The following is a 14,964-nucleotide window of genomic DNA, read 5'->3' on the forward strand; positions in this document are numbered from 1 at the left end:
ACGAATGGCAGGAACAACCTTACTTTGTTTTCACAGTTGTTCAGAAGGTAAAATAGGAGGGTCTAGTTTGATTTTTCGATTTAGAGATATTTTTGAAATGACAGAAGAGAATTCTGCCAACCTTTTGATTTCATTTGCGGGTAATTCCATAGAAACACCGTTAAAGGCAGTTGTATATTTGTGTCTTACGGTATAGGGTACTTGGTGGTTATCTAATAACTCGTGAAGTTCCTTTTGAAACGTTTGATGACTTTCTTCTACCTGCTCCTTCGCTTCCTCTATTGTTAATGCAATCCCCTTTGCTTCCGCTTCAATAACAGCTACTTTCGCTGGTTTTGTTTTAAATTCAATGATAATCGAAGTGGTTTGTTTGCTTGAGAGGTCAATGGCAGGATCTACATGAACTGAAGGGGTCATCGTTTCTTCCATCACCTTTCCTTTATCTAAAGTAAAATTATTCTCAAAACTACTTGCCTGACATTCACTCATAATAGTCAGGACGGCAACTGCCAAAATGGCTCCACTATAACACTTCATCATAATCTTTGCGTCTCCTTTTTAAACTGAAAGGAATTTTACCCTATAGTATTCACCCACCCTGTCGCAAAAAATAACTGCCTATCACTCAGATCAAGAGACAGGCAGCTTTCGTTTAATAATATTTATATTACCCCGTAACCTTACTTGGGTAGGTGATTTTGATCATAAGGAAGGTGTGGCACTTTTTTAGGAGTATAGTTAATGACATCTGAAGAATATATCTCGATGGTTAACTTGTTTCCTTCTGTTTTTGATTGTATTAGAATTGGTTGATTGTATTTATTTTTAAAAACAAAATCTGGTCCATTCCAACTTACGGTGGCATCCCGCCCAGGTGGAATGTATGTTACCTTTCTGCTGTGTGAGGAACGCTGAGTAACTTCTAATCCGGCATTATCTACTGCATTAAATAGGGTAGATGATACCTGACAGATTCCACCGCCAATATCTTTTGCTAATTCTCCTCTTAGGATCACTGGTGCAGGCAAGTATCCTTTTCCTGCTGTTCTTTTTCCAACAACTTTATTAAAGGAAAATATTTCACCTGGGAAAAGAACAAAATTGTTAATAGCCTCTGTTGCAAGATAAATGTTATTGGTTCGTCCTTTGTTAGACGTGTTGAAGGATGTTACATATTTTCCGATTTTTTCATTTTGAATATTTCCAAGTAATTCACTGTCAACTCTAGGATAAATGGCAAAGTAAGGGGACCTCTATTTTAGATGAACCATTGTTAAAATAATAAGAAAAAACTTTTTCTGTGAACCTCTGACGATATAAGCGGTAACCAACATGTTCGGGTATAATTTTTCCGGACTCATCTTTCATTGCATTTTTAGGCATTTTAGAAACATGTTTGTCAATTTGATCCATACATTTTTTTAACTTTTCTGTATTAATAATAGGAACTCCAGGTAAGTTCATCGATAAATCAGTACAATTAACAACCGATAAAGGGTGCCCGTTGTTAGTGATTAATAAACTGTCTGGCATATTCACTTGTTGAGATAAAAATAATAGCCCAAATAACCATGTAAAATTCATTTCCAGGATGCCTCCTTTCATTTAATATGAATTGAAACCATCCATTTCATACAATTTACGTTATTCAAGTTTATAACAAAGTAAGGTATGATTTTAAGGTGCTCCTGCTGCAACAGCAGTTGAACGATCAGTCATTTGGTATTTAAGTGAAAACCTCGAATTAAGCGTTGCCAAAAAAGGGCAAACTCCCACTACTACACCGTAATGGAAGTCTGATCCCATCTGGTTTTTTTGGTTATTTCCACTTCAGCAAGAAATAACAAAATAGAGCGGTTCAATAAGGACACTCTATTTTGGGAGAAATTTTCATTGACATTCATTTTCATTTGTTTTAAAGTAACAAAGTCAAATTAAATAACAAAATTCATTTGTTTGTGGACTTTTCTAGAGATATCTCTATTTTCGCCACACAGCTTTCATATGAGAGCTGTGTGGCTTTTTTTATGGAATGAAAGGAGTAGGAAAAATGAAAACTTGGCAATATACACTAATTGTTTTTTTAGGGGGCTGCTGTTACGGAGTATTATCGACCTTTGTAAAGCTTGCTTACTCGGCTGGTTTTACCGTGACACAGGTAACAGGAAGTCAATACTTACTTGGGACCTTGCTAATCTGGGGGGTCGCTCTTTTTTCGAAAAAGAAAAAACTTTCTCTACCTCAAATAGGTAAATTACTTTTATCAGGAATTCCAGTTGGTTTAACAGGTGTATTTTATTATCAGTCACTGCAAACCCTGGATGCTTCACTTGCGATCATCTTTTTATTTCAATTTGTATGGATTGGCTCTTTAATTGAGTGGATGGTTTATAAAAAAATACCAAGTAACGGGAAAATGGTTTCGATTGGTATTTTAATCATTGGCTCCATTTTAGCAGCCGGCATTATTACAGAAGGCGGCGTTCAAATATCATGGCAGGGGACAGTTTGGGGTCTACTTTCCGCTTTAACGTATACCGCTCTCATCTTTCTTAGCGGCTCCGTGGAAAAAGATACACCACCCGTGCAGAAAAGTGCTCTACTTTCCACTGGCGGTTTGATCACTGTTTTTTTATTTTTCACGCCAACGGATTTATTCCATTTACCAGTTTTAATGGGAGTAGCACCGTATGGAGTGTTCCTTGGGCTATTTGGCGTAGCCTTGCCACCACTCTTATTTTCTATTGGAATGAAGTATATCGGCCCAGGACTTGGAACGATATTAACAGCCTCAGAACTTCCGGTTGCTGTTATCTTGTCATCGCTCGTCTTAGCCGAAAACGTAAGTTTGTCACAATGGCTCGGAGTGGCCCTTATTTTAGGCGGTATTGTGGCGGGCAATGTTAAAATGCCCACAACTAAAGTGGAATCAGTCTCATTAGAAAGTGAATCTTTGACATAAGATGCCGAGTGGGAATCCCCACCCGAAAAATTCATAATAAAACTTACGAAGAAACAGGATGATAAGTAAACTATTTCCATGGCAAAAATCAGTTAAGTTTTAACTTTTACTATTACTATATTTATGAAATGAGGAAAGCACTTTTATCAAATAGTGGCGTAAAACCCCTTTCTTCAGAAATGGGGATATACGCCATATTTTTTCTTTTTACTATCAATTACTATTCCATAGTAGTATAATGAGCATATAGAACAAGTGTTCTGATAGGAGGTGAAAAAATAAATGGAGCCCCATAAAAAGAACATGAAAGAACAGAAGAAAAAAGAATCGAAAGGAGATATTGTCATTCGGAAATTTCCGCTCCGCTTAACCGACGAGGAGAGAAGATTAGTCGATACTTTACGTAAGGAAGCAGCAAATCTGTGGAATGACTGCTTAGATCTCCATTGGTGGCTATATGATGCCTATCAGGTTTGGACAAGTGCATCTGAAAAAAAGCAATGGTACAATGCCACCACCCATAAAATACACTCGCAAACGATTCAATCGATCATTGAGTTACATGAAGAAACATGCAAAAGAACAAGGGAGTTACGGGCAAAAGGTGAGAAACAGTGGCGGTACCCTTGGAAATACAAAAAGTTCTTTTCAGTTAAATATAAAAAAACTGCGATTACATTGTCCGGTAAAAAGCTCAGGTTTAGCAATGGAAAACAACAATCCCCCTTAGTGATCCCTCAACCGAAGCACATTGATTTCCATACGATAAAAAGTGCCGAAATCGTTTGGCACAAAAATCACTACTGGATGCATATAGCAGTGGAAGTACCAAAACAAAAGCAGGTTCAAGGTAAAAAGGAAGCAGGCTGCGATTTAGGGCTCATCCATGCGGCCGTCTTAAGTAACGGAAAAATCCACCTCATTGTAACAGGAAGAGAACTTCGCTCGTTACAGCGCTACAGAAACAAAAAGTTGAAAGAGTTTCAGAAGCTGATTAGCCAGAAGAAGCCAGGTTCGAATAAAAGGCATAAACTCATTTTGCGTAAACGCCGTTTTTTAGAAAAACTAGAACGGAGAATGGAGTATCTATTGCATTCTATTTCGAAAATGGTAACGAATTGGTGTGTGGAAAACCAAATTAAAACACTCTATATAGGAACACCGGATGGCGTTCAAAAGAATACGAAAAAGGAAAGGAAAACCCGTAAAGAAATTCGTCAACAATTGTCCAATTGGAGTTTTGGGCAATTAATCGGAAAAATAAAATACAAACTAAAACTTCGAGGAGTCAAAGTCCAACTTGTGGAAGAGTCCTATACTTCCGGCACGTGCCCGTCATGTGGAGAATTCCGCAAACAAAGGAATCGAAACTTCGACTGTCATTGTGGCGCGGAAGGACATCGGGATGTAATAGGCGCCATGAATATTTTGGACAAGTCTATCAATAAACAGCTAACGAAAAATCGGGAACTACCTAAAATTGAAGATACAAAGTATCGCCGAGTCCTTTTAGCTCCCATTGTCTCGCACAATGAGGCTCAAAGGGCAGTGGCGTAGTGCCTATGATTGGGCTGCGGTATGTAGTTTTTACTACATGTCGTAATGAACTGGAGAAGTAGTAAGACCTGGAAGTCCCGGCCGAAAGGCGGCTTTGATGAAGGTTTAAAAAAGAATCCCCTGGATTTATCCATGGGGAGAAGTCAATCTTCCATTCTCTTGATCATGTGCTGAATCAAGTCAATATTGTTATCAATGAAGTTCAATCTTTCTCGGGCAGTAGTGGACCATTCTGAACTATGATTCATAGATGCGGTAATATGCCGATAGCTAAATGTATATCTCGAATAAAGTTCAGAAATCACAAAGCTTATTCTGAGTTTGGTTTTCTCCTTTTTTGCTATACTTTCAAGGTCATCATTTAACCAAATAGGAGCATTCTCAATCGCTTTATTTACTAAATTTAATTCATAATCTTCGTTTATCATCGGTGTATCTCCTTTTAAAAATAGGTTTATAAAGTTCTAAATTATTCTAACAAATCACGCACTTTCATTTCAATGGCTAGTGACTACCTATCGTTAGCACATTTCGTATGTTTGAATTCAGTATCTGCGTGTGATACAACCGTATCCTTAGAAGGTATACGTTTAAGTTTCCTTTGGTGCCTGCAAATATGCAGAGATTATTGAAAAACTAGGCTGGTGGAATGCTTAGCAAATAACTGGCTTAGTTTCACAAACAAACAAGATTTACAAATTTTATTAAAAGTAAGTAAATAGGCGAACAGTGAATGTCACTGTTCGCCCTAAGTTTATATTTTATTTTTCCATTGAATCGAGCCTGTATCACTATGAGGATGACAATTCGACTTTAATCTTTTGTATTCATTTTCTAACTCTGTTAAAGGTAACTTCAAAAGCAGTTCTTCACTATCAAAGATTTTAAAGGTAAGCAGAATGTTAATTAATGTTTTCCTTCTTTGTTCCACAGCATTTCGAAGTATATTTTCCATGAAATCCTCTCCTTTATTTGCTTTAGAGAAAAGTTTACTTAGCAATCCAATCATTCAAATTAAAATCTTTTTACCAAATGATTTTTCCACTTTCGTGAGTTCCAGTTTTCATCCATTTTGCATTCTTGCCATTCTGTTCACAATCGCTGTCTATAAAAATACTTTTTCTCGTAAAAAATGTTGTTATAACTCAAGGAGACTCATATTTTGTGTAAAATTACACTCTGTTTGGTTGAAATTTATCTCGCCTTCAATTCAATGGGCGAATTTTTGAGTTTTATGAGCGAATTTTGAGCATTAATGAGCGAATTATTGACTTCAATGGGCGAATTTTGAGCCTTAATGGGCGAATTTTAAAAAAACAATCTTTTAGAAATAAGCGATAAAAATAGAAATATTAACGATTTTTTACCTGGTTATAATTAGGATGCCATTGAAGCCAATACTTATCCAAACACAATTGACTCTCTAATCGTCTCAATCTTTAATTTAGATAAAAAAAGAGACTTCTCATGGGTGCGAGAAGTCTCTATCCGAATAGTCGACTAGTGTTTGAATTTTTATAAACAAAAAGAAGACACTTGAATTTGTGTCTCCAGTTGACTGGCTAACTATGTTTATTTTATTAACAAGTGCAAATGCATTTCGATTCATCGCTTTTAATTCCGATAATACTTATCTGATTACTTAATATGATATTAACATCCTTGGATTTACCCTGTCAATCAATAATTGGAAAATTTACAATTTTTTTCAGGTCTATTTTTCTCGTAATTTTACACTGTAGTGCCGCATCGATCTAGGTATCCCTTTTAATTCAAGGAATCCACTATAAATTAAATGCCGGATTCGATATTCTAAATGCGTATCCCCATAGCTGAAGCTAGGGGTTTCGAAAGAATAGGCTTTAAAGCCGCATTGTCTTTACAAGGGCTACCACAAGTCCCTCTACTACATCAGGCCTGGGCCTTCAGCTTTGCCTTTCTTTTCTTCATGATGATTATTTTTCGTGGGGATTGGAGGAACTGTTTTCTTTCCAGTCCTTCGAAGACATCCTTGGTATGTTTACGGACAATATTAAAAGCTCCATTCACATCGGCATGGATCAAAATCTTAGAACCTTTGATTTTGTAAAAAGCTCGACTGCTTCTATACCCGCTAAAATTAGTTTGGTGCTCTTCCCCGTAAGTTGGAATCGGGTCATGATTCAAGAAACTAGATTTAGAGGTATAGCTTTCTCTCCGACAATGACTTGAATTCCATGTCGTTCTGCTTTGTATCGAATCATTCCTATGAAAGTGGCATATGGGATTTGTATGAAGGTTTGTTTTGTAGTCTTTTGCATATCAACCTCCATCTTCCAACCCTCATTTTTACCTATGATGATTGTATCAATGGTTCTTTCTTGAGCAATCTCGACCACTTTTGCACTGGCCATATGTAAAAAATCCATGACTCGATTGTTTCTTTTTCGGTCTAATGGAAATTAATCTTGTCGTGTGAAACTTCCCTTCCTTTGGTCCTTTTCCATTTCGAAGGATACTCATGTATTTGGCTCTTAATTTGTTATAGTATTGATTGATCGATTTTAACCATTTGCCCTTGATAAGCAGAGGCTTTAGCCCCGTGTTATCGATGATAGTTGCCAGGTTATCTACTCCTAAATCAATACCCATTACTCGTTTCGGCTCAAATACCCACTCATTTAATTGTTTTTCGGATCGTTTGATCTCCTTTTCCTGTTCACTTTTAAAAACAACTTCCATTACATACCGCCCGTAGGACGGGACAATCCGCACTTGTTGTAGTTTACCATCAGGGGACCAGCCCCCTTTAAATATATTTCAATCAACCTTCTAAAAATCCCTCTTTCTCGATTATTTACACTCTATCAACATTCTAATCAAACAATTTATTAGTTTTAGGTGTCAGGCACCATGTGAATTTTTCACATGGTGCCTGACACCTTTACGAAGGATTCCCCACTCAACGACAATGAAATTAGCTATTAGCCCTACCCATATATTTACATTTAAAACTTCCTCGACCATCTTCTCTCTCCCATCAGGAAGGGAGAAGCCATTTAACGTGTAATAGGTTAGCAGCAAAACTGGCACCACTATTCGGCCGCTTACTGCTACTAACGTGACACCAAAACTTCGAATCATCCATTTGTGATGATCTGCAAATTGTTTTCTTATTGCGGTTTGATATCCTTTCCAGCTGGTAAATAGCCAGATGAGCGATAAGACTAGAAACGAAGTGGCTTTCGCGAAATTTTCAATATAAGAAACATATACTAGTCCAAGCACTCCGCTAATTAATACACTGCCTACATACGCTCTTCCGAGATAGCGATGGACTTTTGGTTTTTTGATTCGAAAATGTTCTAAGAATTGAAAAAAACCGGATAGTAACGCCACACATGCCGTTACAATATGAGCAACTAACAAAGGAAATTGCATGCCAGCCGATGTGATAGATACTCGGCTATTGGCGGGATTTAGTGTTAAATAAGGAACCACAAAAGGAATGATGACTCCTAATGAGATAATAAATAAAATCCACCAACTTTTTTTAGGTTTCACTACTTACACACTCCAGACTATTCAACCGAATCTCTTCTGCTGTTCCCTTTTTTCTTTCCTAATTTCTTAATCATGTCTCTTCTCCCCTTCATCTTCAAGCAAGGTTCGATGCTTTTTTCTGTTTTCGCTGTCCCCATGGTTTAAAAACTGAAATCACGAACATCGCACCAAGCGAAATAATCTGAAGGATAATTCCGATCCATAGCTGCCACTTGTTTACTGTGGACGATGGATCCATAAGAGCGTTTAGCCCTCCACTAGTTGTCAACGTTACCGCTTTTAGCGTTAAGGTATACATTGCGAAAGGACCCAATAGAATCGAGAGGACCGTCAAACCTTCTTTGACGATAATCCAGTAAAATTTGAACAATCCCCACTGCGTCAGCACAGATAGTAATATTCCCGTTACCACCGTGCCAATCGTGGATGCACGAACCGATGTCTGGGCTAGCATATGCATACTTATATAACACGCCTTGAGCACACCAGCATCGTTCGTGTTAGCCGCGGTTATACTCAAAATTAAAAAAACAATGGCCACCCCGAACATGATCGCTGCAAATAATAAATGTAAGATGATCAGCCATCTTCTCTGGGTAAGATTCAATTTCCTCATACCATTCACCCCTTGTTATACATTAAACCGATACCCGACACCCCAAATCGTCTCAATATATTGAGGATTGGATGGGTTCGTTTCAATTTTTTCACGTAATTTGCTAATAAAAACTGTTACCGTGGCGTTGTCTCCCATGGAATCCAGTCCCCAGATTTTTTCAAACAACTCATCTTTTCTGAACACACGGTTCGGATGTATGGCTAAAAATAGTAATAGGTCAAACTCTTTCGAGGTAAACGGGATTTCCGTTTCATTCACGAACACTTTTCGAGATAACTTATCCATACGAATTCCTCTGATTTGAATTTCGTCTTTTTGTCTCCCCAAGTTATCAGTCATTAACCGGTCATAACGGGCAAGATGCGCTTTGACCCGTGCGATCAGCTCGCCGACACTAAAGGGCTTGGTCATATAATCATCTGCACCGAGGCCGAGGCCGCGTATTTTATCGATTTCTTCCTTTTTGGCGGAAACCATTAAAATTGGGATGTTTTTCGCTTGTCGAACGTGCCTGCAGATTTCAAATCCATCTGTATTGGGAAGCATAAGGTCGAGAATGATCAAATCATATTCCTCTTCCAAGGCCTTTTTTAGACCTAAATCCCCGCTTGTAGCAAGCTCCACTTCAAAGCCGCTTGCTTCTAAATAATCTTTTTCCACTTCCACAATGACCTGATCGTCCTCGATAATCAAAATTCGTTTCACTCGTGCTCACCCTCATGATTGTATCTTTGGCAACGTAAAATACATGCTGGTCCCTTCCCCTAATTGACTTTCGGCCCAAACGTTTCCTCCTTGCCCTTCCACCATTTGTTTGACAATGGCAAGACCGAGTCCTGAGCCTCCTGTATCTGTATTCCTCGATGGATCTACCCGGTAAAATCGATTGAAAATATGGAGAAGTTCTGCGCTGTCAATTCCAGGACCGTTATCGCGAATGTGTACCGTTGCTTTTGCCTTGTCGTCGAACAATTCCACCTTAATTTCCTTTTGTTGCTTGTTCATATATTTTAAGCTGTTGTCGATTATATTCATCATTACCCTGCTCAGCTTTTCATGGTCTCCCATAACGAGAACCGGTCTGTCGCTGACGGAAGAGAACGTAATCTTAATATCCTCCATTCGCGGGTCGAGACGTAATTCTTCGATAAAATTCCGCAAATACCCTTGAATGTCCATTGGCTCCACATGAAATGGCAGTCGTTTTAGATCAAGCTTAGAATACAACATCAATTCGTCAATCAAATGATCCATATCTTCTGCCTTTTTCGCAATCATATTCATATATTTATTTCTTTTCGGAACTGTATCCGCGATACCATCTTGAATGCCTTGAACGCAAGCTTTAATTCCGGTAATCGGTGTTTTTAGGTCATGTGAAATATTAGAAATGAGTTCTTTCCGGTTCTCTTCATACTGTAATTGAAGGTCAATAGACTCGAGCAAGCGTGCACGCATTTCTTCAAATGAAGCCCCCAATTCTCCGATTTCATCTTTGCGTTCCAACTTCACCTCGTAATCCAGATTCCCTTTTTTAATTTGATCCGCAGCATGTTTTAAAGTATACAAAGGTTTGATAAAACTGCGGGAAACTAAAATGGTAAGAACACCATTGGTTAGTCCAATGACCAGAAGTAGTGACAAAACCAGCATCGGGAAAAACTTTTTTGCTTCCATGAAAAAAGGATATATATCAGAAAGTATATATACCGTACCGGAAACGCGATTGCTAAAGGTGATATTGTACTTTTCCACAGTAAAACGACTTTTTCCCCAACGATTTTGAGACTGACTTGTTTGCAGCTCCTGAACCTCAGTTTTTAGGTCAAGACTGTTCACGAAAGGGGAATTGTAACTAACTTGATTATTCTTCATTACCACGAGTCCTGAATGGAATCGATTCAATTGTTCGTCCGTGCTTTTCAGGAACTCGTTGTCGTTGAAGCGATCAGGGTCTGTTTTTGTCATAAACTTCACGCCTGCAATCAGGTCTCGGCGTTGATTGGCCATTTCCCAAAAGGCTGGCATCCCCTTACCATCCCCGGTTCCTGCCATATCCTTATAAAAAGCTAAAACAAGCGTAGTTGCAATTAAGGCAAACAACACGATAGGAATAAAGGTCATGGCCATATAGGATAACAGTAGTCTCGTCTTAATCGACATGAGCAAATCTCCTTAAATCTGTTTTTTCTCGAACAGAATGAACCCAGATACATCTCCAAACTAGGCTAGCCAACGCTTTCTGTTATTTATCATAACCGGGAATTATAAATCCCTTCTAAACCAATCCTAAAAAAAGTATAAAAATTATTTGAACAGTGTAGTTGATTCCAAAAAGGACTATCATTGAATTAGCTCTATGTATAAGACCAATTGAAACCGATAACCCTATCTTTGCATTGAGTGAACATTTAAGCTAATTACTGTTTGTTTTTAAGGAGGCAAATCATGGAAAATGTATTTGATTATGAGGATATCCAATTGATTCCGGCAAAAAGTGTCGTAAATAGCCGCTCTGAGTGTGATACCACAGTATCCTTAGGCGGGCATACATTTAAGCTGCCAGTGGTGACAGCAAATATGCAGACGATTATCGACGAAAAGATCGCGATTTACTTAGCGGAAAATGGTTACTTTTATATCATGCATCGTTTTGAACCAGGTAAGCGATTATCTTTTATTAAAGATATGAAATCACGTGGGTTAATGGCATCTATCAGTGTTGGAGTTAAAGAGGAGGAGTACCAATTTATCCAACAATTAGCGGAGGAACAGATTTCACCCGAATTCATAACCATTGATATCGCACATGGTCATTCCAATGCGGTTATTAAAATGATTCAGCATATTAAGAAGTACATACCTAACAGCTTTGTGATTGCAGGAAATGTTGGAACTCCAGAAGCAGTCAGAGAATTAGAGCATGCCGGTGCGGATGCGACGAAAGTTGGGATCGGACCTGGGAAGGTATGTATCACTAAGATTAAGACTGGATTTGGGACAGGCGGCTGGCAATTAGCTGCACTGCGTTGGTGTGCAAAGGCAGCAAGTAAGCCGATTATTGCCGACGGAGGGATCCGCACGCATGGTGATATCGCCAAGTCGATTCGTTTCGGGGCAACCATGGTGATGATTGGCTCCTTATTTGCTGGGCATGAAGAATCCCCAGGTGAAACGATCGAGAAAGATGGTAAGTGTTATAAAGAATACTTTGGTTCTGCCTCGGAATTTCAAAAAGGGGAAAAGAAAAATGTAGAAGGCAAAAAAATGTTTGTTGAGTACAAAGGCTCTTTAAAAGAAACTTTGATAGAAATGGAGCAAGACCTTCAATCCTCTATTTCTTACGCAGGAGGAAATAAGTTAGCAGCCATCCGTAATGTAGATTATGTGGTTGTTAAGAATTCAATCTTTAATGGGGATAAGGTCTATTAAAGGGTTTGAAGAATTTTGTATAAACTATTAGTGGTTAAAATGGAAAAGGGACGCCAAAAGCGTCCTTCATCTGTTGTTAAACAATTTCATTGAATTACGAAAAATAGCTCACTTCCCAATGAACCCTTTGGGCAATGCTGAATAGCTTCCGCTTAGCAAGTGAATTTTGATGATATTGAACTAGTTTTGATCGACTTCCTCTTATCCTGAAAAGCTAGTAAATTCTGCTTTCCTATTAGATTGAACAGCCGCTCTTTCAACCGCTTCGGTCACCATTTTATGAACATGTAAATCTAAAGGATGCGGAACCAAATCTCCAAGTTTAGTACATGCTGCGATCGCTTCAGCGGCAGCGACTAGCATAGGATGGGTGATTTTACTAGCTTGCGCGTTTAAAGCTCCTCGAAAAATACCAGGAAATCCAAGAACATTGTTAACAGAGCGGCCATCTGCCGCATATGCAGCTCCCGCCTGCAGGGCTAATTCCGGTTCGATTTCCGGTTTGGGGTTTGATAATGCTAAAATCACCTGCCCTGGGCGTACCCATTGCTGTTGAATCAGTCCAGGAACACCTGTAGTGGCGATAACGATATCACAGTTCCTCATTAATAGTTCAATGCTATCAACGGGATGACCGCCATAGTTCTCTAACCTCGCCTTCGCATCCGGAGATAAATCTGCTCCAAATACAGCCTTTACTCCGTATGCCATAAGCATTCGAGAAATCGCCAACCCTGCTGCTCCAAGGCCAATCTGGCCAACTTGTGCATTTTTCAAGTCAATACCGGCACTTCTACACGCTGATATCGTGGCAGCCAGGGTAACGACAGCCGTTCCATGCTGATCATCATGCATTACCGGAATATCCAGCTCCTTCTTAAGTCGTTCTTCGACCTCGAAACAGTGTGGAGACCCTATATCTTCGAGTAAAATACCACTATAACCCGGAGCAATATTTTTCACTGTCCGTACAATCTCATCCGGGTCTTTCGTATTAAGAAGAATCGGAATCCCATTAATACCGGCTAATTGGTCGAAGAGAACAGCCTTCCCCTCCATAACTGGCATTCCGGCAACAGGGCCGATGTCTCCCAGGCCAAGAATCGCGGTTCCGTCAGTAACGATCGCTACCGAATTACCAATACTCGTATAAATTTTTGCTTTATCCGGTTCTGCCTCGATAATTCGGCAAACATCGGCCACACCTGGTGTATAAACTCTTCTTAAATCAGCTAATGTTTGAAGATTCACTTTACTTTTCATATGAATTTTCCCTCCTTCATGTGCATGAAGGACTTCATCTGAAACAGCATGAAGATGAATTCCCCCGTCTAACCGGGAGAGAGCGTCTGCCAATTCTTCTATCTGCTCCTCATGATCGACCTGAACAGTAATATTACGTATTGTGTAATTTGGACCTACCTTTACCGTTTCTATTTCCCCTATATCTCCACCTGCAAGACCAATTGTCGTTGCTACTTTCCCGAGATTACCGGGGAAGGAAGGTGTTTCTACCATCAATGTTCGAATAATTTGTTTGCTAATCATATCTAATTCCTCCAAAACTACTTGTCTATGAATGGGCAAGGGAAGAAGTGACTCCCATTTTCCTCTTTGATCGTTAACATTTTATACAATTTCTTTTGACCATTTAAATAAATGATTCCCTATTCGTAATATAAGAGTTGATATACATAGAACGACAAAACACTACAAAAACTAACAAAGGTAATTTATACCCATTACTGAATATTTGATATATTATAAATTTAACTGGAAATCACTCTACATATGACAGGTAAGCAGGAGGGAGAGGTAACCTTTATTTGTTAATAATTTAAAGTTCCAATTTGGGGTGCCTTCATCTATAGCCAGAAGCACATAAAAAAGAAAAAAAGGCCATTTTAGAGTTCTGCAATTAATCCTCTTGAATGAGCCTCTTCGATTCGAAATAAAGAACTTGAATAAATTTTTTCGTATTAATTCGTGTACTGGAAGCAGTAGCTTTAGGATTCTTTTGTAATTCTGTCATCTTCTTGCGTACAATCGTAAAATCAAAAAACTTAGAAGCATAATTTTCGAACTTAGCGTTGGAGAAATCTGATAAACCGAGCGAAGCTAAATGATTTAACGATTGGTAAATCGTTCTTCGTACCCGTTGTTCAGAGGCTTTTACTTCCCGCTGGATATCAATTTGTGCCGCGGGCGTCCCAAGCTTTCTTAAAGTAATTTGCACAAAAATCTCTTTAAGCGGAGGAAATTGTTCGAACGTATGATGTTGTTCATATTGATCTAAATATTGGAGGATATCCAGTAAATCTTTGCTGCCGTTTTCACCTAAGATACCTAATTCAGATAAGAGAAACTCTCCAGCCGTTACAATACTAGTTTTCTTCAATACATTTGCCGTTTCCTGTTTTGGCTGCTGTAAATTAAACACGGTATTTAATGATTTTTGAATCTCTGAAATCGACTTTTCTAACTGGATTCGCTCCATTACTTTTCGAATAACGCTTAACACTTCAATGCGATTAATTGGTTTTGAAATATAGTACTCAACACCAAGGGAATAGGCTTCACCTATTAATTCTTTTGATTCCACTTGTGAAATCATAATAATTTTACCTAAGAATTCCCCTTTTAAGCGGCGAATGGTTTCAAGTCCATCACAAACAGGCATTAACAAATCGATAAATAGAATATCCACATACTTAAGGATCATTAAGTTTTTTTCGAGCATGAAGCCATCTTCGGCTTCTCCGATAATATCTCCCAGATCCTCATCCTCGATTATTTGTGCCAGCATGGAACGATGCACCTCATCATCATCAACGATATAAAAATTCATAAA

General features: G+C 38.6%; 14 protein-coding genes and 2 pseudogenes. 3 read left to right on the forward strand and 13 right to left on the reverse strand.

The window, feature by feature from the left end; translation table 11 throughout:
- Positions 1-30: 30 nt before the first annotated feature.
- Both J7E77_RS16575 and J7E77_RS16580 read right to left on the reverse strand, forming a co-directional pair.
- Complete coding sequence (locus J7E77_RS16575; protein ID WP_251026619.1) at positions 31-540, reverse strand: protease inhibitor I9 family protein; 510 nt, start codon at positions 538-540, stop codon at positions 31-33.
- A gap of 140 nt (positions 541-680) precedes the next feature.
- Positions 681-1,584: pseudogene (locus J7E77_RS16580) on the reverse strand (VanW family protein).
- Between the two features lie 466 nt (positions 1,585-2,050).
- On the opposite strand from J7E77_RS16580, the gene J7E77_RS16585 reads away from it, so the two are divergent.
- Both J7E77_RS16585 and J7E77_RS16590 read left to right on the forward strand, forming a co-directional pair.
- Positions 2,051-2,962, forward strand: coding sequence for an EamA family transporter (locus J7E77_RS16585; protein ID WP_214715793.1), 912 nt, complete (start codon positions 2,051-2,053; stop codon positions 2,960-2,962).
- Between the two features lie 282 nt (positions 2,963-3,244).
- Positions 3,245-4,519, forward strand: coding sequence for an RNA-guided endonuclease InsQ/TnpB family protein (locus tag J7E77_RS16590; RefSeq protein ID WP_214715794.1), 1,275 nt, complete (start codon positions 3,245-3,247; stop codon positions 4,517-4,519).
- Between the two features lie 143 nt (positions 4,520-4,662).
- On the opposite strand, the gene J7E77_RS16595 is transcribed toward J7E77_RS16590, so the two are convergent.
- From J7E77_RS16595 to J7E77_RS16635, 9 genes and pseudogenes are all read right to left on the reverse strand, one after another.
- The gene (locus J7E77_RS16595) at positions 4,663-4,947 is read right to left on the reverse strand and encodes a hypothetical protein (protein ID WP_214715795.1); all 285 of its coding nucleotides are present in this window, start codon (positions 4,945-4,947) and stop codon (positions 4,663-4,665) included.
- Positions 4,948-5,273: 326 nt separating this feature from the next.
- On the reverse strand, positions 5,274-5,474 hold the full coding sequence (gene fbpA / locus J7E77_RS16600) for a Fur-regulated basic protein FbpA (protein WP_214715796.1): 201 nt from the start codon (positions 5,472-5,474) through the stop codon (positions 5,274-5,276).
- Between the two features lie 759 nt (positions 5,475-6,233).
- Positions 6,234-6,341: pseudogene (locus J7E77_RS31210) on the reverse strand (DUF3658 domain-containing protein); the annotation flags it as partial.
- Positions 6,342-6,681: 340 nt separating this feature from the next.
- On the reverse strand, positions 6,682-6,927 hold the full coding sequence (locus J7E77_RS16610) for an IS200/IS605 family accessory protein TnpB-related protein (protein ID WP_308160658.1): 246 nt from the start codon (positions 6,925-6,927) through the stop codon (positions 6,682-6,684).
- Positions 6,866-7,240, reverse strand: a complete 375-nt coding sequence (locus J7E77_RS16615; protein ID WP_214715798.1) for a transposase — start codon at positions 7,238-7,240, stop codon at positions 6,866-6,868. The genes J7E77_RS16610 and J7E77_RS16615 overlap by 62 nt, the downstream gene beginning before the upstream one ends.
- A gap of 162 nt (positions 7,241-7,402) precedes the next feature.
- Positions 7,403-8,062 carry a DUF2306 domain-containing protein gene (locus J7E77_RS16620; RefSeq protein ID WP_214715800.1) on the reverse strand — a complete coding sequence of 220 codons (660 nt, stop codon included), beginning with the start codon at positions 8,060-8,062 and terminating at the stop codon, positions 7,403-7,405.
- Between the two features lie 94 nt (positions 8,063-8,156).
- Positions 8,157-8,678 carry a hypothetical protein gene (locus J7E77_RS16625; protein ID WP_214715802.1) on the reverse strand — a complete coding sequence of 174 codons (522 nt, stop codon included), beginning with the start codon at positions 8,676-8,678 and terminating at the stop codon, positions 8,157-8,159.
- 15 nt (positions 8,679-8,693) lie between these two features.
- Positions 8,694-9,386, reverse strand: a complete 693-nt coding sequence (locus tag J7E77_RS16630; protein ID WP_214715804.1) for a response regulator transcription factor — start codon at positions 9,384-9,386, stop codon at positions 8,694-8,696.
- A 12-nt stretch (positions 9,387-9,398) separates the two neighbouring features.
- Complete coding sequence (locus J7E77_RS16635) at positions 9,399-10,844, reverse strand: sensor histidine kinase (RefSeq protein ID WP_214715806.1); 1,446 nt, start codon at positions 10,842-10,844, stop codon at positions 9,399-9,401.
- Between the two features lie 285 nt (positions 10,845-11,129).
- Here J7E77_RS16635 and guaC point away from each other — a divergent pair, with 285 nt between their 5' ends.
- Positions 11,130-12,113, forward strand: a complete 984-nt coding sequence (gene guaC / locus J7E77_RS16640) for a GMP reductase (protein ID WP_214715809.1) — start codon at positions 11,130-11,132, stop codon at positions 12,111-12,113.
- Positions 12,114-12,314: 201 nt separating this feature from the next.
- On the opposite strand, the gene J7E77_RS16645 is transcribed toward guaC, so the two are convergent.
- On the reverse strand, positions 12,315-13,661 hold the full coding sequence (locus tag J7E77_RS16645; RefSeq protein ID WP_214715811.1) for an NAD-dependent malic enzyme: 1,347 nt from the start codon (positions 13,659-13,661) through the stop codon (positions 12,315-12,317).
- A gap of 370 nt (positions 13,662-14,031) precedes the next feature.
- Positions 14,032-14,961 carry a response regulator gene (locus J7E77_RS16650; RefSeq protein ID WP_214715813.1) on the reverse strand — a complete coding sequence of 310 codons (930 nt, stop codon included), beginning with the start codon at positions 14,959-14,961 and terminating at the stop codon, positions 14,032-14,034.
- Between the last annotated feature and the right edge of the window lie 3 nt (positions 14,962-14,964).

Source organism: Bacillus sp. ISL-77, from assembly GCF_018613105.1.